This window comes from Streptomyces maremycinicus, assembly GCF_001184025.1.
GTDB lineage: Bacteria > Actinomycetota > Actinomycetes > Streptomycetales > Streptomycetaceae > Streptomyces > Streptomyces maremycinicus.
Genome location: NZ_BBYG01000009.1, coordinates 611467 through 628819 on the forward strand (window position 1 = coordinate 611467; position 17353 = coordinate 628819).

The following is a 17353-nucleotide window of genomic DNA, read 5'->3' on the forward strand; positions in this document are numbered from 1 at the left end:
GGCCCGGATCCTGAAAAGGATCCGGGCCTTCGTCTTCAGTAGCGGGGACAGGATTTGAACCTGCGACCTCTGGGTTATGAGCCCAGCGAGCTACCGAGCTGCTCCACCCCGCGTCGTGTTCCACAACCGTACCACGACGCGGGGCGGGCAAGATCAGCCGCTGCTGGGACTGGGGCTGGGCTTCGGACTGGCGGCGGCGCTGCCGCCACCGGAGCCGGCGCCCGGACTCGCCGAGCTCGTGGGGCTCGGGGTGCTGCTCGCCTTGGCGCCCTTGTCGGCCTCGGCCTGGGCTTCCTCGGCCCGCTTCAGCGCCGCCTCGAGATCCTTCTGCGCCTTGGCGTACGCGTCCCAGTCAGGCTTCTTCAGAGCCTCCTGGCCGGCCGTGAAGGCCTTCTGCGCGTCGGCCAACGCCTCTCTGACCGTCGGGTTGGTGGACGTCGGCGGTGGTGTGGTGCCGCCGCCCTCGTCCGCCGGCGGCGGGGTCGTACTCTGCGCGCCGAAGACCTTGTTGAGGGCTTCGTCCAGGGTGTCCTCGAAGGCGGTGTTGCCGCCGTAGGTCACCAACACCTTCTTCAGAAGCGGGTACTTGAGTCCGCCACCGCGCACATAGACGGGCTCCACGTACAGCAGACCGCCGTCGAGCGGCACCGTCAGCAGGTTGCCGTACTCGATGTCGGAGTCGCCGCCCTTCAGCAGCCTGATGGACTCGGCGATGTCCTGTTCGGAGTTGAACTGGCTCTGGACCTGTTTGGGTCCGTCGACGGTCGTACTGGTCGGCAGTTTCAGCACTCTGATCTTGCCGTAGTCGGGAGTGCCCGCCTCGGAGTCGACCGCCATGAACGCGCTGAGGTTGTCCCGGCCGTTGGGCGTGAACGTCGTCGTCAGCGAGAACGCCTGTGCCTTCTGGTCGGGCATCTTCATGCTCAGGTAGTACGGCGGCACCGCGTCACCCGACTTGTTGGACGGGTCGTCCGGCACCTGCCACACCTCGCTGCCGCTGAGGAACGTCGTCGCGTCCTTCACGTGGTAGCGGGTGAGCAGTTCGCGCTGGACCTTGAACAGGTCCTGCGGGTACCGGAGATGGGCCATCAGGTCGGCCGAGATGGACGACTTGGACTTCACCGTGCCGGGGAACGCCTTCATCCAGGTCTTCAGGACCGGGTCCTTGGTGTCCCACTGGTAGAGCTTGACCTCGCCGGTGTACGCGTCGACGGTCGCCTTCACCGAGTTGCGGATGTAGTTGACCTGGTTCTGCTGGGCCACCACCGCGCGGTTGTCGTTGGTCGCGGTCAGCGAGTCGGCCGTGGTGTCGCCGAGGGTCGTACGGGACGCGTACGGGTAGCCGTTCGTCGTCGTGTACGCGTCGACGATCCACTGGATCTTGTGGTTGACCACGGCCGGGTAGGCGTCGCCGTCGATGGTCAGCCAGGGGGCGACCGCCTCGACGCGCTCCTTGGGCGTGCGGTTGTACAGGATCCGCGAGCCCTCGCCGATGGCACCGGAGTACAGGATCTGCGGTTCGCCGAACGCCACCGCGTACGCGGCCCGGTTGACCGGGTTGGAGAGGTTGACCCCGCTCTTGCCGGTGTAACTGGTGGTCTTCTCACCGGCGTCGTCGGAGTAGTCGATCTCCTTCTGGGGACCGCCGACGATCGAGTACGCGGTCGTCTTCTCGCCGTAGTAGATCCGCTGCTGGTAGGTGCCCAGGTCGCCCACGGAGGGCAGGTTGGACTCCGTGAAGAGCGGACGTCCCTCGGCGTCGGCGGTGGTGCCCTTGGCGGCGACCACTCCGTAGCCGTGGGTGTAGCGGAAGTGGTTGTTGATCCAGTTCTGCTTGTCCACGCCCGCGAGGTTCAGCTCGCGCAGACCGATCACGGTGTCCTGGTCGGCGCCGTCGACGTTGTAGCGGTCCACGTCCAGGTTGGTCGGGAACGCGTAGTACTTCCGCATCTGCTGGAGCTGCTGGTACGTCGGGGAGACGATGTTCGGGTCCAGGACCCGGATGCTCGCCGTCGCGTCCACGTCGTCGCGCAGCGTCGTCTTGTCCTTGGTGGTGCTGGTACCCGAGTACTCGGTGACCTGCGCGCCCTCGATGCCGTACGCCTCACGTGTCGCCTTGAGGTTCTTCTCGACGTACGGGGCTTCCTTGGCCTGCTCGTTCGGCTGGACCTGGAACTTCTGGACGATCGCCGGGTACAGCCCGCCGATGAGGATCGCCGAGAGCACCATCAGGCCGAAGCCGATCACCGGCAGCTGCCAGGTGCGCCGCCACAGGGTGGCGAAGAACAGCAGGGCGCAGATGACGGCGATGCAGAACAGGATCGTCTTGGCCGGCAGATACGCGTTCGCGTCGACGTAGCGCAGGCCGGTCCAGTTGTCCGTCGCCTTGAAGTCGCTGGACTTCACGGCCAGGCCGTAACGGTCGAGCCAGTAGGCGACCGCCTTCAGCGTGACGAAGATGCCCAGCAGCACCGACAGGTGACCGGTGGCCGCCGCGGTGGCGCGCGCGCCCGGGCTGGTGACGCGCAGCCCGCCGTACAGGTAGTGGGTGAGCGCGGCGGCGATCAGCGAGAGGATCGTGGCGGCGAAGCCGAAGCCGAGCAGGAACCGGTACCAGGGCAGGTCGAACGCGAAGAAGGACACGTCGAGGTGGAACTGCGGGTCCTTCTGGTGGAAGGGCACGCCGTTGACCCACATCAGCCACGTCCGCCACTGACCCGCCGCCGAGGCGCCGGCGATCAGGCCGACCAGGGCGGTGATGCCGAGCAGCAGCCAGGTCTTGTACGGCGCGATGCCCATGCGGTAGCGGTCGAGGCTCTGCTGCTCCACCGACATCGCGCTGAGCGGCGGCCGCAGCCGGTGTGCCAGCCAGATGTTGAAGCCGACCGCGAGGGCCATCAGCAGGCCGAAGACGAAGAACAGCCCGATCTTGGTCCACAGTGTGGTCGTGAACACCGACGAATAGTTCACCGAGCGGTACCAGAGCCAGTCGGTCCAGAACCCCGCGAACATGGTGAACGCCATGCCGAGTACGGCTAGGACGCCCAGCGTCATGAGCAGGGTCCGGACGCGCCGGGACGGGCGGCCCACTCTGATCCGCGGCCCCGTGGGGCCTCCGCCGCGGTCCGGCATCTGGAAAGCCAAGGTGCGCACCTCGAAAGTCGCGATTGATCCGTCAGGCCCGCGTGTTCGTGGACCGTTCGTGGCCCCCCGTGATCGCGGGCCCACACCTATGCAACTTACTCACCGTTTACTCGGTTCCCGATTCCACCCCTGAACGAGGCAGGATTGTGACCATGTCCAACACTCCCATGGCGGCGAGCCCGCTCACCCGGGCCGTACTCGAGATCGACGAGTACGCCTCCGGCCTCGGCTGGGACCAGCCCGCCCGCCTTTTCGCCCTCGTAGACACCGCTCGGCTGCGAACCCAGGAACCGTCGCTCGCGGCCCAGCTCGGCCTTCAGGGCGAGTCCGAGACCACCGGTCTCACCCCGATCGAGCAGGACGAAGTGCCAACGGACAAGCCGCTCGACGAGTTCCTGGCGACCATCGCCTGGCCCGACGCGGTCGTCGGCTGCGCCCTCACCGTCGAACGACTGATGCTGCCGCCGTCCGCCGAAGCCCAGGTCCCCCAGGGCCTGAGCGACAAGAAGCTCGCGAAGTGGGTCGCGGAGCACCCCGACCGTCAGGAGGTCCGGATGACGGTCGGCGTCCTGCGGGACGGCACCCGCGACTCCGCCCTCCGGCTGCGCGAGAAGGACGCCCCCACCGAGGTCCTCACCGGCGCGGGTCTGGTGCCGGGTCTCGCCGAGGCGTTGTCGGCGACGTTCGCGGAGTAGCCCTTCCGGCTACTTCGTGCACTTCGGCAGGTCCGCGGTGTCGCCGCCGCGGATGTCCGCGAGGGCCTCGAGGGCGTCGTCGATGGTGTTCACCTTGACGAGCCTGAGGCCCGAGGGGGTGTCCTTGGCGGCGGCCGCGCAGTTCTCGGCGGGGGTCAGGAAGTACTGGGCGCCCTGACTGCGCGCGCCGACCGTCTTCATCTCGATGCCGCCGATCGGCCCGACCTCGCCGGCGTCGTCGATGGTGCCCGTGCCGGCGACGAACTTGCCGCCGGTCAGACTGCCCGGGGTGAGCTTGTCGTAGATGCCGAGCGCGAACATCAGACCGGCGCTCGGTCCCCCGACGTCGGCCAGCTTGATGTCGATGGTGAACGGGAAGGTGTGGTCGGTCCCGGCCGAGATCCCGACGATGGCGCGCTTCTCGCCGGTGTCGTCGGAGGTCGCGGTCGTGATGGTGACGTCCTGGGTCCTGGCCGCCGCCTTGTTCGCCTTCTCGGCCACCGCCTGCTCCTTCGCCGGGACGATGCGGAAGACGACCTTCTCCCCCGGCTTGTGCCGGGTCACCAGCTTCGCGACATCGCCCGGCTCCTTCACCGCGGTGCCGTCCACGGCCTTGATCACGTCACCGGCGTGCAGCCGGCCCTCCGCCGGGGACCCCTTCACCACCGTCGAGACGATCACCCAGGACGTCACCGGGATGTCCAGCTCCTTCAGGGCGGCGACCTTGGCGCTCTCCTGGGACTGGCTGAACTCCTCGGCGTTCTCCTGGGTGGACTGCTCCTCGGTCTTGCCGTCCGGGTACAGCGTGTCGTGCGGCACGACCTTGTTGTCGTGCGCGAGCCATCCGTAGACCGCCTCGACGAGGTTCATCCGGTAGTCCGCGCTGGTGACCCGCACCGTGGTCATGTTGAGGTGACCGCTGGTCGCGTAGGTCTTGCGCCCGGAGATCTGGAGCACCGGCTCGCCACCGTGATCGCCGAGGGTGTTCACCGTCGGGCCGGGGGACATCTCCGCGTACGGCACGGGGATGAGTACGCCCGCACACAGGAGCGCGATCAGCATCAGGGTGGAGGCGAGCATCGTCGCGGTGCGGCGTGGCATGTCTCGACACTACGGGACGCTTCTGTCAGCGCACCGTCAGGGCTGCCACCCGGGTCAGGTACGCGAGTGGGGCTTCTCCATGGCCGCCCGGAAGCGGGCGTATCCGTCCAGCTCAGGGCCGTCACTGCGGGCCTTGCGGGTCCGGTTGGCCCAGGTACCCCACAGACCGGCGCCGACAGCGGCGACAAGTGGAATCAGCAACCAGGCGAGCGCCGCCATGCCGACCTCCCAACCCCGATGAGCCACCACAACTGACTGATCAGCAGATTAACCATCCGCAGGGACAACGCTCACGGCAGGGGTGCGGTTACGCAACCGGAAGGAAATTCAGCAGGCACCGACCCATTCGTCGGTACCGTCCGAGAACTTCTGGTGCTTCCAGATGGGCACTTCGTGCTTGAGATCGTCGATCAGCTTCCGGCAGGCCTCGAAGGCCTCCCCCCGGTGCGGACACGAGACGGCGACCACGACGGCGAGATCACCGACCACGAGGTCCCCGACCCGGTGCACCGCGGCCAGCGCCCGCACCGGGTACTCGGCGACGACCTTCTCCGCGACGCGCCGCATCTCCGCCTCCGCGCCGGGGTGGCAGGAGTACCCGAGGGAGTCGACGTCTGCGCCCCCGTCGTGGTTGCGCACCGTGCCCACGAACAGCGCGGTGCCGCCCGCCGCGTCGTCCCCGACGGCCCTGAAGACCTCGTCGAGGGAGAGGGCGGTGTCACGGACGGCGATCAGTTTGATGGGATCCTGCGCCGCGCGCTCGCCGGGATGCTCGTCGATGGCTGCCATACCCCCCATCGTGCCGCACCCCGGGGAGCAGGCGAAATACCGCGATCGCCCGGCACACACGCGTGCCGCTTTGGAGCGACCTCCAAAAGACCGCCCGTGACAGCCCGTCCGGCGCGGGCATCGGCAGTCGGTGACGGTCCGTCCGCAGCAGTACGTCCGTCGGGGGCAGGGGCCGTCCGGGTCCGTCCGCGGCAGTACGTCCCACGGGGCAGGCGCAGTCCGTGTAGTCGGTCCGTGGCACTACGTCCCACGGGGCAGGGGCGAGGGCGGGAAACCCGCCGCCGCCCACGCCGCTCAACGCCGCCGGGCCTTCCGGGCCCGCCGCACCACGGCGGCCGCGCCCAGCAGCGCGACCGTCGCGCCCGCCGCACCCGCCGCTGTCGCGTCCTTCCGCCCGAGCCGCCGGCCGACGACGGTGTGCCGTCCGGCCACCTCCTCCAGCAGCTCCGCGAGGACCTCCTCGTTGGTCCACCGCGGCCGCCACCCCGCGTCGTGCAGCCGGCTCCCGCTCACCACCCAGGGGTACATCGTGTAGGCCAGGTCGCCGGCCGGGGACGGCGTCAGCCCGATCCGGTGCAACCGGGCCGCGGCGCCCAGCGCGACCGCCGAGGGCAGCTCCATGCGCCGGATCCCGCTGAGCTCCTCGACCTCCTCCTGCTCCAGCCACCCGTCGCAGCCGACGGCCAGCTCCCCGTCGACCTTCTCCTGGACGGCGTACTCCAGGGCGCTCACCAGGTCCTCGACATGGCAGAACTGCCAGGCCGGCCGCGACCCGGCGACGACCAGCAGCCGCGGCGACTCGAAGTACCGCGTCAGCGCGGTGTCCGTACCGCCGACCAGCACAGCGGGCCGGACCACGGTGACGTTGAGCCCCGGATGCGCCCGGGGCGCGCGCCGCGCCAGCCGTTCGATCTCCAGGAGGTCGCCCACGCCGGTCGCCTCCGCCGTGGCCCGCAGCTCGGCGTCCTCCGAGAGCGGCAGCTCGTTGTCCTCGAGCGCGCCGTAGACCATCGCGGAGGTGCACAGCACCACCCGGTGCACCCCGGCCGCCGCGGCGGCCGTCAGCACCGTCTGCGTGCCGCGCACGTTGTAGGCCGTCCGGGCGGCGGCGTCACTCCCCAGGTCGAGGTCGAGCGCGAGGTGGACCACGACGTCCGCGCCGCGCAGCTTGTCGGCGATCGCCGGGTCACGGACGTCGAGGATGTGCCACTGCGCGGCGTCGCACCCGCCCCGCCGCTCGTCGATGGCGACGACCTGCTTGACCTCCTCCGACGCGGCGAGCCGCTCCGTGAGCAGCGCGCCGATCCCGGTCGCGGCGCCGGTCACGGCGACGACGGGCCCGCGCGCGCCGGCCGGGGTTGAGTGGTTTCGCGCTGCGCGAACCTGCGGATCTGGGGAACTCACCAGGTGTCTCCAGCGGTTGTCTTGGCATACGGGCGCGAGTGAAGCGTACGTACCAGGTGGCATCCATCCTGCCGCAGGCCACGAGTCGGCGAAGCACCGAGGCCCGATCGAGCCGGGGTGTCTACGCTGGGTGGTGTTGCAGGGCAGCCGCCGCCGGCCGATGACCGGTGGCCTTACCAGCCGAGGAACCCCGTGAGTGACACCCCATTCGGATTCGGCCTTCCGCCGGAGGAGCCGGAAGACGGCGACGAGGGCAAGAAGGACCCGCAGAGCGGCGGTGGTCAGGGACCGGCCAACCCGTTCGGCTTCGGCGGTCTGCCCGGCGCCGGAGGCTTCGGCGCCCCCGGTGCGGACAACCCGCTCGCCGCGATGTTCGGTTCGCTGAACCCCAACGACCTGGGCGCCGCCTTCCAGCAGCTGGGCCAGATGCTCTCCTACGAGGGCGGCCCGGTGAACTGGGACATGGCCAAGCAGATCGCCCGCCAGACGGTCGCGCAGGGCACCGCCGACGGCGTCAAGGACGCCAGCGTCGGCCCCTCCGAGCGCACCGCGGTCCAGGAGGCCGTCCGGCTGGCCGACCTCTGGCTGGACGACGCGACGTCCCTGCCGTCCGGGGCGGGCACGGCGGTGGCGTGGTCCCGCGCGGAGTGGGTCGAGGCGACCCTGCCCGCGTGGAAGGAGCTGGTCGACCCGGTCGCCGAACGTGTCGGCGCGGCCATGGGCGATGTCCTGCCGGAGGAGATGCAGGCCATGGCCGGCCCGCTGATCGGCATGATGCGCTCCATGGGCGGCGCGATGTTCGGTTCGCAGATCGGCCAGGCCGTGGGCGTGCTCGCGGGCGAGGTCGTCGGTTCGACGGACATCGGGCTGCCGCTCGGTCCGGCCGGGCGCGCCGCGCTGCTGCCGGTCAACATCGAGGCGTTCGGCAAGGACCTCGGTGTGACGAAGGACGAGGTGCGGCTGTACCTCGCGCTGCGTGAGGCCGCCCACCAGCGTCTGTTCGCGCATGTGCCGTGGCTGCGCTCGCACCTGTTCGGCGCGGTCGAGGGGTACGCGCGCGGGATCAAGGTCGACACGGCCAAGCTGGAGGACGTGGTCGGTCAGTTCGACCCGCAGAACCCGGAGCAGTTGCAGGACGCGCTCCAGCAGGGCATGTTCCAGCCGGAGGACACCCCGGCGCAGAAGGCCGCCCTGGCCCGTCTGGAGACGGCCCTGGCCCTCGTGGAGGGCTGGGTGGACGCGGTGGTGCACGCGGCCGCGAAGCCGCGTCTGTCGTCCGCCGACGCCCTGCGCGAGACGCTGCGCCGCCGTCGTGCCTCGGGCGGTCCGGCGGAGCAGACGTTCGCGACGCTGATCGGCCTGGAGCTGCGTCCGCGCCGCCTGCGGGACGCCTCCCGCCTGTGGGCCTCCCTCACGGACGCGCGCGGGGTCGACGGCCGCGACGCCCTGTGGGCCCACCCGGACATGCTGCCCACGGCGTCCGACCTGGACGACCCGGACGGCTTCGTGCACCGCGAGCACATGGACTTCTCCGAGCTGGACAAGATGCTCGGCGAGGCGGCGAGCGGCGGCTCCGGCTCCGGTGACAAGCCGAACCTGAAGAAGGACGACGACGGCACCGACTCCGAGGACGACGGCACCGAGTGAGCCTGTACGACGACGCGGTCCTCGTCCTGAAGGGGTACGAGGGCCAGGAAGAGCTGCGCCAGGCCTATCTGGACCACCTGGCGGCGCATGCGGACGGCATGTGGAAGGCCTGCGGGGACGGGCACATCACGGCGAGCGCGCTGGTGATCGACCCGGAGCGGGGCCGGGTGCTGCTGACCCTGCACAAGAAGTTGCGGATGTGGCTCCAGATGGGAGGCCACTGCGAGCCGGCCGACGAGAGCCTGCGGGCCGCCGCGCTGCGCGAGGCGACCGAGGAGTCCGGCATCGGGGGGCTGGCCCTGCTTCCCGGCGGCCCGGTGCGCCTGGACCGGCATCCCACGCCATGCGCCTGGCACTACGACGTCCAGTACGCGGCGCTCGCTCCGGCCGGGTCCGTGGAGGCCATCAGCGACGAGTCCCTCGACCTGCGCTGGTTCGCCTACGACGAGGTCGCGGGCGTGGCCGACGACTCGGTCGTACGGCTGCTGGAAGCGACCCGCGCGCGGCTGTGAGCCGGACGGCGGGTCCGCGGGCGGCCGTGAGCGGGCACAGGTAAGGGGCGACCTCCAGGCGGCCGCCCCTTACGTCTGCTGTCCGGGCGGTCAGCTCCAGGCGTTGCCCTGGTTCTGCTGCCGTACGCCTTGTTGTCCCATGCCGTACTGGGCGGCCGGACCGGAACCGATCTGGGCGTTCTGCGGCGGCAGCAGCTCGCTGGGCTGGACCAGCGCGTAGCCGGTGCCCATGAAGCTGAGCTCCCAGCCCTCACCGGTGTTCCCGCGTCGGCGCCACACACCGGAGGAGTGCGTCTGGGCCTGCATCTGCACCCGCAGCCCGGTGGACCAGGCGACGATGGCGTCGGCGTCGCAGTTGACGTACTTGTCGGGCGTGACCTGCATCATCAGCGGCGCGCCGGAGGTCATCAGGGCGACCTTGCCGCGTCCGGTGATGTTGAGCTGGTACTTCCCGGAGCCGGAGATGCCGTAGAGGCTGTCGACGGCGATGACCTCGTGGTGCAGCCCGGAGTCCATGGCCAGCACGTAGCTGCTGTCCACGGTCAGACCGTCCTGCTCCACCTCCACCACATGGATGTGCTGGGCGAGGTTGGCCAGGTAGACCGTGCCCTGCCCGTGGCAGCGCATCAGGTCCAGGCCCTCGCCCGTGTGCGCCCGCGCGCGTCCCTGCTGGTTGTTCTGGTACTCGGCGTCGAACTCCATCAGGCCCTGGTAGGCGACCATCGTGCCCTTGCGGGCGAGGATGTCGTCGTGGCCCTCCAGGCTGACCCGGAGCATCTGCTTGTTCTGGAGACTCCAGCGCTCCTGCGTCTGCGAGTCGTTGTGCGCGAAAAGTGAGCTCTGCATGACGTTTCTGGCTCCCCCTCAGCCCCGGACCCGGAGGCGGTCGGTGCTGTCCTCACTGGGCTGGACGACGACGATGCCCTGGCCGGAGAAGGCCATCTGGTAGGCCTCGCCGCTGCCCCGGCCGATGAGCGACTGCGCCTTGAAGCTGCGCTTGCCCTTCACTTTGAGGTTCGGCGACCAGGCGACGAGCGCGTCGGGGTCGACGTACGTCTCGTCCTCGCCACCGCCGCAGTCGACGACGATCGGCTTGCCCCGGGAGGTCAGCGCGACCCAGCCCTGGCCGGAGATCTTGGTGTTCCACAGGCCCTGACCGGCGAACTTCGCCAGCCCCTTGACGCGCTCGACACCCCAGGTGAGGTGCGCGTCGAAGGCGAGCAGGTTGGTGGCGTTGACGGAGATGCCGTCACCGTTGAGGTTGATCACGACGACGTTGGCGCCGTAGTCGGCCAGGTAGAGCAGGCCGTCGCCCGAGCACTTCATCAGGGGCGCGCCCTCGCCGGTCATCCAGTCGCGCGCGATCTGACGCACGGCCGGCGGATTGGGCTCGTACTGCACGAAGCCCTCGTAGGCGACCATCGATCCCACGCGCGCGAGGAGGTCGTTCCCGGTCTGGAGGGCGACCTTCAGCATGTGGTTGCCGTGGTTCTCCATCCGGGCGGTGACGGGTGCGGGGGCGTAGCCCGCGAATGGCTGGTTCATGACGGGCTCCCTCAGACCTCGTACGGCTGGACGACGATGAAGTTGCCGGGGGCGCCCCGGAACTGGAGGTTCACGCTCTCGCCGGTGTCGCCCGGGTACGCGTTGCGGCGCATGCGGACCTGGCTGGAGACGACCACCTGGGCGGCGGACGACCAGGCGACGACGGCGTTGCAGTCGGCGAACGTGGTCGGCGTGACCGGCAGGACGACGGGCGTGCCCTGCGTCTTGACGACGATCGTGCCGGTGCCGGTGAACTGCATGGTGAACAGGGCGCCGCCGGGAATGCCGTGCCCCTCGATGCGGCGGACCTCGTACTGGAGGCTCTCGTCGAAGGCGAGGACGTTCTCCGCCGAGACGCAGATGCCGTCACCCTGGAGTTCGATGGGGTGCAGCATCGTGGAGTTCTCGGCGAGGAACACCTGTCCCTGGCCGGTGCAGCGCATCAGCTGCATCTCCTGGCCGGTGGCGTTGCCGACGATCCGGCCGGCGAACCCGGCGCCCTTGTAGCTGAAGTCGACCTTGCCCTGGTAGAGGACCATGCTGCCCTGGCGGGCGAGCACGGGCTGGCCGCCCATGCCGAGGTCGACGCGGACGAGCTTCCTGTTCTGCTGCGTCCAGCGCTGCCCGGTGGGCGTCTCCTTGAACTGCTGGAGCGCCGCGGCGACCCCCGCACCGCCCTGGGGCGCGCCCTGCGGGACGCCGTAGGCCTGCTGCCCGGGGACACCCGGGACCTGCCCGAAGGGGGGCTGCTGGCCGTAGCCGGGCGGCTGCGGCGGCTGGCCGTAACCGGGCGGGACCTGGGGGGCCTGGGGGGCCTGGGGGGCCTGGGGCTGCTGGCCGTAGCCGGGGGGCATGGGCGCGGTCGGCGCGGGGCCCTGACCGTACGGCTGCTGTTGCGGCGGCTGGCCGTAGGGCGCCGGGGCCGGAGCGGGAGGCGGTACGTGGCCGCCGCCGGGCGGGGCCAGGGGCGCGACGATGGTCGGCGCGGCGTGCACCGGGGGCGCGGGCGCCGGGGCCGGGGCGGGTGGGGGCGCGAAGCCCTGCGCGGCCGGCTGCGGCTGCGCCGGAGCTGGCGCCGGGGCGGGCGCGGACGGTGCGCCGAACGCGGGCGGCGCGAAGCCGGGAGCGGCGGCGCCTGCCTGCGGCTGCTGCGGTACTGCGGGCGTCTCCTCCTCGGCGACCTCGCCGCCGAAGTTCTTCAGCAGCGCGTCCAGACCACCGTCGAAGCCCTGGCCGACGGCCGCGAACCGCCAGACGTCCTTCAGATAGAAGTCGCCCAGCATCACGGCCCGCTCGCTGGAGAACTCGGAGCCGTTGAACGCGTAGCGGGCCACTTCCTCGCCGCCCGCGACGATACGGAGATAGCCGGGGTTGATCTGCGACATCTGCCCGGCGCCGTCGAGGGTCGCCGTGAAGGACAGCTTGTGGATCTGCGGCGGAATCCGGTCGAGGGTGATGCGGAAGGACTCCGTGTCGCCCGCCTGGGCGCCCAGGAGCTGAATGGACTCCTCCGGGGACTTCGGCTGGTTGAAGAAGACGAAGTACCGGTCGTCCGAGAGCCGCTCGTCGGCGTCGAGGCCGAAGCAGCTGATGTCGAAGGTCAGGCCGGGGGCGGTGATCTGCACGCCTACGTACAGATCGGTGCCCGCGGTGAGGTCACTGATCCTGGCCTTGTGGCCGCGCTGGAATTCCCTGGGCATGCGTAACGACCGTCCCCCATCCCGATTGTGAATGCGTCGCGTCAGGCTAACGGCAAAGTCGGACAACGCACGATGTCGGTACAGACCCGGTACACAACCCCGGTACACGACCGGCGCTTCACGACGGGGGACGGGCTCACCTCGTACGCCGCGGGGTCACTCCTCGCCCGGGGCGGGCAGGTGGGGCAGCCGTTCGGCCGCGACGACGCCCTCTAGGTAGCCGCGCGCGCGCTCGGTGCGCGGATACGCCTCCAGCAGCCGCCAGAAGTCGGGGCCGTGGCCGGGCACGAGCAGATGCGCGAGCTCGTGGGCGAGGACGTAGTCGATGACGTACTCGGGCATGCCCTTGAGACGGTGCGACAGGCGGATGCTGCCCTCGGCCGGCGTGCACGAGCCCCAGCGGGTGTTCTGGTTGGTCACCCAGCGGACCGAGGCGGGCCGGGCCCGGCCGCCGAAACACTGGGCCGACAGCCGCGCGGCGCGCTCGGCCAGCTCCGCGTCGCCCGGGACGCGGCGGCTCTCCTGGGCGGCGAGCTTGTCGAGCATGACACTCACCCAGCGTTGCTCCTCCGCCTCGGACATCCGGGCGGGGATGAGCACGATGGTGCGATCGCCCTCGCGGTACGCGGAGACCGTCCGACGTCGACGGGCGCTTCTGCGGACCTCGATCGCGCTCGCCCGTGAGCCGCTCGGCGGCTGGCTCGTCGTGCCGCGCTGTGGTGTTCCGGCGCGGTGCAGTGGGTCGGCGGACACGCCCCGACGTTACCCGCTGCACACGGGGGAAGTCCCGACTCCGGGGCGGTCGGGTTCCGATCGACCTTGCCTGTTTTGCCTCGTACGACGGATTTGTACGATGAACGTCCCTGCCTGTGGACAACTTTCGGCATGCCCGGACCGGTCCGGGCATGCTGGCACTCGTCGGCGGAGCGAGGACGAGCCCACGCCCCCGCTCCGCCGATGTGACGGGGAGTTTCCAGGCACAAGGCACAGGCATAGGCATAGGGCACAAGGCACAAGGCATACGGGGGCCTTCGATGCATCCGATGGTGAAGCCCGCGCTGCGGCGCGGCTGGCGTGACCTCAACACGGTGCAGTTCGGGATGACACCGGCGCACTCGCTGACACTCGGCCCGGTCGACACCGCGACCGGCGCCTTCCTCGACCTGTTGGACGGCACCCGCGGGCTGGCGCTGCTGCGCGAGGAGGGCCGCCGCATGGACCTGCCCGACGGTCACGTCGACCGGCTGGTGGAGCGGCTGGCCCGGGCGGGGCTGCTCGACGACGCGCGCGGCGGCGGGCCGGAAGCCGCCGGGCTGCGGGAGCGGAAAGAGGTCCTGGACCGGCTGCGCCCCGACCTCGCCGCGCTGTCCCTCCTCACGTCGGACCCGGGCGACGCGATCGAGCACCTGGCCGTCCGACGCCGGCTGCGGGTCCAGGTGCGGGGCGCGGGCCGGGTCGGCGCACTGCTGGCGGCACTGCTCTCCGGTGCCGGGATCGGCGAGGTGGACGTGCGGGACGGCGGCCGGGTGGAGCCGGCGGACATCGCACCGGGCGGCCTGCCCGCCGAGGCGGTCGGCGAGCGGCGGGACGAGTCGGCGCGCCGCGCCGTGCGCCGGGCCGCCCCGGGCCCCGCGCCCCGCAGGGGCCCGGGAGCGACGGCCGAGCCGGACACCCCCGGCTTCGGCCTGGTGATCATCGCTCCGCGGGACGACGTGGCCGTGCACGCGCCCGCCCCCTCGGCGGCGGAGCCGCTGATCGCCTCGGGCACACCACACCTCTACGCCGGGGTCGTGGAGGGCACGGGCGTCGTCGGCCCACTGGTACTGCCGGGTGAGACGGGCTGCGCGGGCTGTCTGTATCAGGAGCGGACCGACCGGGACCCGGCCTGGCCGCGACTGGTCGCCCAGTGGCACTCCGGGAGACGGCGCGCGGCGCGGGCCTGTGACCTGACGCTGGCCACGACCGTCGCCGGGCTGGCGGCGGCCCACGCGCTCACCTTCCTCGACGGGCGGACCCCGTCGAGTGCCGGTGCCCGCTGGGAGGTCTCCGTCCCCGCCCTCCAGTGGCACGCCCGTCCGGTATGGCCCCATTCCGCATGCTCGTGCGGGGCCGCGGAGAAAGGTAAGCAGGAACACACCTCCGAGGACGGGGCAACGCACGCGACAATGGCAGTGCAGCATTCGAAGCAGTTTCGCCGTAGGACGGACGCGGCGCGGCCGGCTGGTACCTGGAGGGCGCATGTCTGATCTTCCCCGGAAGGCGGTCACCCGGACCGCCAAGCTCGCCGCGCTCCCGCTCGGCTTCGCCGGGCGGGCGACCTGGGGTCTGGGCAAGCGGATCGTCGGCGAGTCCGCGGAGATCGTCGGCCGCGAGCTCCAGCAGCGCACCGCCGAACAGCTCTTCAAGGTGCTGGGCGAGCTGAAGGGGGGTGCGATGAAGTTCGGGCAGGCCATGTCCGTCTTCGAGTCCGCGCTGCCCGAGGAGGTCGCCGGTCCCTACCGCGCGGCCCTCACCAAGCTCCAGGACGCGGCGCCGCCGATGCCGACCCGCACCATGCACTCCGTGCTCGCGGAGCGGCTCGGCGAGGACTGGCCCGAGCTGTTCCTGGAGTTCGACGACAAGCCTGCCGCGGCGGCGTCGATCGGCCAGGTGCATCGAGCGGTGTGGCACGACGGCCGGGAGGTGGCGGTCAAGGTCCAGTACCCCGGGGCCGGTGAGGCCCTGCTGTCCGACCTGAACCAACTCAGCCGCTTCGCGCGCCTGTTGGGCCCGCTCATCCCGGGCATGGACGTCAAGCCGCTGATCGCCGAGCTCAAGGACCGCGTCTCGGAGGAGCTCGACTACGACCTGGAGGCACAGGCCCAGCAGGCCCACGCCGAGGAGTTCGCCGACGATCCCGACGTGGTGATCCCGGCGGTGGTCCACCAGTGCGAGCAGGTCCTGGTCACCGAGTGGATCGACGGGGTGCCCCTGTCCGAGGTGATCACCGACGGCACCCAGGAGCAGCGCGACCGGGCCGGCCAGCTGCTGTCCCGGTTCCTCTTCTCGGGCCCGGCCCGCACCGGCCTGCTCCACGCCGACCCGCACCCCGGCAACTTCCGTCTCCTGCCCGGCGGACCGGACGGCGAGGACGACTGGCGCCTGGGCGTCCTGGACTTCGGCACGGTGGACCGGCTCCCGGGCGGCCTGCCGGACCCGATCGGCGAGTCCCTGCGCATGACCCTCGACGGTGCGGCGGAGGCGGTCTACGAACTCCTGCGCACCGAGGGCTTCGTCAAGGACTCCATCGAGCTGGATCCCGACGCGGTCCTCGACTACCTCCTGCCGATCATCGAGCCGGCCCAGGTGGAGGAGTTCACCTTCAGCCGCGGCTGGATGCGCAGCCAGGCCGCCCGGATCGCCGACCCCCGCTCCCCCGCCCACCAGCTGGGCAAGCAGCTCAACCTGCCGCCGGCCTATCTGCTGATACACCGGGTGACGCTCAGCACCATCGGCGTGCTGTGCCAGCTCGGCGCGACGGTGCGGCTGCGCGAGGAGTTGGAGGAGTGGCTGCCCGGTTTCCTCGCGGCGGACGTCCTGGAGGCGTTGGAGGCGGAGGAGTCGGTCGCGGAGGCGTGAGCGCCCGAAGCTCGCTCACCGGACTGTGACACGTCTCACCACGAGGTGAGACGTCTCACCACCACTCCGAGTCCAGTCGCCCCTCGATCGCCCGGAGGTTGTCGCGGGCGCAGGCCTCGCAGAAGTAGCGGCGGACGCCGTGCTCCACGGAGCAGGTCCAGGTGACGGGCGGTGGCTCCGCCGCGCGGGCGCCGCACCGGGCGCATTCGACGGGGCGGGGCTCCGCCGGGGAACCGCCTCGGTCACCGTCTCCGGGAGGACTCGTCACCTTCGGGACGATAACGCCGTGGCGGTGGATCGTCCGCACAACGCACCGCGGGGGCCGGTCCGTTCGGACGGACCGGCCCCCGCGGGGAGAGCTTCGCCTCCCCTGTCGGGAGGCCACCGCTTCAGGTGTGTGGGATTACTGCATCACGGCCATGGCGAGCGCCCGCCGGGCGCGCAGCGAGGCGCGCTCGGCCCGGCGCTGCATCCGGCGAGCGGTCGCCAGGCGCAGTGCCCGGCGTTCCCGCTCGGCCTCGTGCAGCCGGTCGTGCATATGCGCACGAGCCAGGGCTTCTGGGATGAGTTGCATCTCGCGTGTCCTGTTCTGACGCGAGTCGTACGCGCCGGTGGTGGTGATGTCTTCGGTCGCGGAGCCTGCGGGCTCGCTGGGGAACGGCTTCATCGGGGCCTGCTTCTTGGGGTCTTGCGTGAGGGGACGGTCGATTGTTCCTGCGGTGTTCATGCCGTGACCGGGTTCTTCCGCGGACGGCCACGCGGCCGCTTCCGGGCGACGACAACTCCCTGGACGAACAGCTCGCCACCCCAGACACCCCAGGGCTCGCGCCGCTCCTTGGCGCCGGCGAGGCAGGCCTCCATCAGCGGGCAGGTGCGGCAGAGGGACTTGGCGTACTCGACATCGGCCGGCGACTCGGCGAAGAAGACCTCCGGGTCGTAGGAACGGCAGGGGACGGGTACGCCGAGGTTCTCGATGGCGTCGTCGAGCGCGGTGAGCGCCGTGAGCGGGGTCAAGGTGGAGTCCTCCGTGAGGCCGGGCGGGGGGATCGTTTCGGAAGGCGGTACTGACGGGGCGTGCGCTTCGAGTTGCACGGTTCGTCTTTCCTCGTCTGTCGGTCCGGTCCTTCAGGACCGGGTGTCGGCTGGGTACCGGGTTCTTTTGTTGTCCCGAGGCCCCTTCGCTCCGCTGTCCCCGGTG

The 17353-nt window shown here is 70.8% G+C and carries 17 protein-coding genes and 1 tRNA gene; 5 read left to right on the top strand and 13 right to left on the bottom strand.

Translation table 11 applies throughout. From position 1 onward, the window contains the following. Positions 1-39: 39 nt before the first annotated feature. Positions 40-113: transfer RNA gene (locus tag AOQ37_RS07225), tRNA-Met, on the bottom strand. Positions 114-153: 40 nt separating this feature from the next. Next, a complete protein-coding gene (locus tag AOQ37_RS07230; RefSeq protein WP_062642311.1) occupies positions 154-3132 on the bottom strand; it encodes a UPF0182 family membrane protein in 2979 nt (992 codons plus the stop codon). A gap of 164 nt (positions 3133-3296) precedes the next feature. On the opposite strand from AOQ37_RS07230, the gene AOQ37_RS07235 reads away from it, so the two are divergent. Beyond that, positions 3297-3839, top strand: a complete 543-nt coding sequence (locus tag AOQ37_RS07235; RefSeq protein WP_062642314.1) for a PPA1309 family protein — start codon at positions 3297-3299, stop codon at positions 3837-3839. A 9-nt stretch (positions 3840-3848) separates the two neighbouring features. Here the strand turns inward: AOQ37_RS07235 and AOQ37_RS07240 are convergent, their stop codons facing one another. The 4 genes from AOQ37_RS07240 to AOQ37_RS07250 form a co-directional block, all read right to left on the bottom strand. Next, positions 3849-4940: a YlbL family protein gene (locus AOQ37_RS07240; protein WP_062642315.1), complete on the bottom strand. Its 1092-nt coding sequence runs from the start codon at positions 4938-4940 to the stop codon at positions 3849-3851. Positions 4941-4994: 54 nt separating this feature from the next. After that, entirely contained in the window at positions 4995-5186 is a 192-nt protein-coding gene (locus tag AOQ37_RS40355; protein WP_159401311.1) for a hypothetical protein, read from the bottom strand. A gap of 81 nt (positions 5187-5267) precedes the next feature. Further along, complete coding sequence (locus AOQ37_RS07245) at positions 5268-5729, bottom strand: molybdenum cofactor biosynthesis protein MoaE (protein ID WP_062642321.1); 462 nt, start codon at positions 5727-5729, stop codon at positions 5268-5270. Positions 5730-6023: 294 nt separating this feature from the next. Next, entirely contained in the window at positions 6024-7133 is a 1110-nt protein-coding gene (locus AOQ37_RS07250; RefSeq protein ID WP_062642323.1) for an SDR family oxidoreductase, read from the bottom strand. Positions 7134-7325: 192 nt separating this feature from the next. Between AOQ37_RS07250 and AOQ37_RS07255 the strand changes: the two genes are divergently transcribed. Beyond that, complete coding sequence (locus tag AOQ37_RS07255) at positions 7326-8780, top strand: zinc-dependent metalloprotease (RefSeq protein ID WP_062642325.1); 1455 nt, start codon at positions 7326-7328, stop codon at positions 8778-8780. After that, positions 8777-9292, top strand: a complete 516-nt coding sequence (locus tag AOQ37_RS07260) for an NUDIX hydrolase (RefSeq protein WP_062642327.1) — start codon at positions 8777-8779, stop codon at positions 9290-9292. Before AOQ37_RS07255 ends, AOQ37_RS07260 begins: the two co-directional genes overlap by 4 nt. 90 nt (positions 9293-9382) lie before the next feature. Here the strand turns inward: AOQ37_RS07260 and AOQ37_RS07265 are convergent, their stop codons facing one another. The 4 genes from AOQ37_RS07265 to AOQ37_RS07280 form a co-directional block, all read right to left on the bottom strand. Further along, the gene (locus AOQ37_RS07265) at positions 9383-10138 is read right to left on the bottom strand and encodes an AIM24 family protein (RefSeq protein WP_062642328.1); all 756 of its coding nucleotides are present in this window, start codon (positions 10136-10138) and stop codon (positions 9383-9385) included. 18 nt (positions 10139-10156) lie between these two features. Further along, positions 10157-10837 (bottom strand): AIM24 family protein, encoded by a 681-nt coding sequence (locus AOQ37_RS07270; protein ID WP_062642329.1) that lies wholly within the window; start codon positions 10835-10837, stop codon positions 10157-10159. 11 nt (positions 10838-10848) lie between these two features. After that, positions 10849-12537 (bottom strand): TerD family protein, encoded by a 1689-nt coding sequence (locus AOQ37_RS07275; RefSeq protein WP_062642330.1) that lies wholly within the window; start codon positions 12535-12537, stop codon positions 10849-10851. A 156-nt stretch (positions 12538-12693) separates the two neighbouring features. Next, complete coding sequence (locus AOQ37_RS07280) at positions 12694-13290, bottom strand: M48 metallopeptidase family protein (RefSeq protein WP_063781127.1); 597 nt, start codon at positions 13288-13290, stop codon at positions 12694-12696. Positions 13291-13571: 281 nt separating this feature from the next. On the opposite strand from AOQ37_RS07280, the gene AOQ37_RS07285 reads away from it, so the two are divergent. Both AOQ37_RS07285 and AOQ37_RS07290 read left to right on the top strand, forming a co-directional pair. Then, positions 13572-14783, top strand: coding sequence for a TOMM precursor leader peptide-binding protein (locus tag AOQ37_RS07285; protein WP_062642333.1), 1212 nt, complete (start codon positions 13572-13574; stop codon positions 14781-14783). Continuing rightward, complete coding sequence (locus AOQ37_RS07290) at positions 14776-16155, top strand: ABC1 kinase family protein (RefSeq protein WP_062642335.1); 1380 nt, start codon at positions 14776-14778, stop codon at positions 16153-16155. The genes AOQ37_RS07285 and AOQ37_RS07290 overlap by 8 nt, the downstream gene beginning before the upstream one ends. Before the next feature lie 55 nt (positions 16156-16210). On the opposite strand, the gene AOQ37_RS38475 is transcribed toward AOQ37_RS07290, so the two are convergent. The 3 genes from AOQ37_RS38475 to AOQ37_RS07300 all read right to left on the bottom strand — a co-directional run bounded on the left by AOQ37_RS38475 (position 16211) and on the right by AOQ37_RS07300 (position 17247). Next, positions 16211-16423, bottom strand: a complete 213-nt coding sequence (locus AOQ37_RS38475; protein WP_078890064.1) for a hypothetical protein — start codon at positions 16421-16423, stop codon at positions 16211-16213. 135 nt (positions 16424-16558) lie between these two features. Further along, a complete protein-coding gene (locus AOQ37_RS07295) occupies positions 16559-16882 on the bottom strand; it encodes a putative WhiB-interacting protein (protein ID WP_062642339.1) in 324 nt (107 codons plus the stop codon). Further along, entirely contained in the window at positions 16879-17247 is a 369-nt protein-coding gene (locus AOQ37_RS07300) for a WhiB family transcriptional regulator (RefSeq protein WP_005480495.1), read from the bottom strand. Before AOQ37_RS07300 ends, AOQ37_RS07295 begins: the two co-directional genes overlap by 4 nt. Between the last annotated feature and the right edge of the window lie 106 nt (positions 17248-17353).

Coding starts and splice junctions, on each gene's coding strand:
- AOQ37_RS07295 (WP_062642339.1), bottom strand. CDS start 16,882: ATGAACACCGCAGGAACAATCGACCGTCCCCTCACGCAAGACCCCAAG.
- AOQ37_RS07285 (WP_062642333.1), top strand. CDS start 13,572: ATGCATCCGATGGTGAAGCCCGCGCTGCGGCGCGGCTGGCGTGACCTC.
- AOQ37_RS07275 (WP_062642330.1), bottom strand. CDS start 12,537: ATGCCCAGGGAATTCCAGCGCGGCCACAAGGCCAGGATCAGTGACCTC.
- AOQ37_RS07230 (WP_062642311.1), bottom strand. CDS start 3,132: ATGCCGGACCGCGGCGGAGGCCCCACGGGGCCGCGGATCAGAGTGGGC.
- AOQ37_RS07245 (WP_062642321.1), bottom strand. CDS start 5,729: ATGGCAGCCATCGACGAGCATCCCGGCGAGCGCGCGGCGCAGGATCCC.
- AOQ37_RS07265 (WP_062642328.1), bottom strand. CDS start 10,138: ATGCAGAGCTCACTTTTCGCGCACAACGACTCGCAGACGCAGGAGCGC.
- AOQ37_RS07240 (WP_062642315.1), bottom strand. CDS start 4,940: ATGCCACGCCGCACCGCGACGATGCTCGCCTCCACCCTGATGCTGATC.
- AOQ37_RS07270 (WP_062642329.1), bottom strand. CDS start 10,837: ATGAACCAGCCATTCGCGGGCTACGCCCCCGCACCCGTCACCGCCCGG.
- AOQ37_RS07290 (WP_062642335.1), top strand. CDS start 14,776: ATGTCTGATCTTCCCCGGAAGGCGGTCACCCGGACCGCCAAGCTCGCC.
- AOQ37_RS07235 (WP_062642314.1), top strand. CDS start 3,297: ATGTCCAACACTCCCATGGCGGCGAGCCCGCTCACCCGGGCCGTACTC.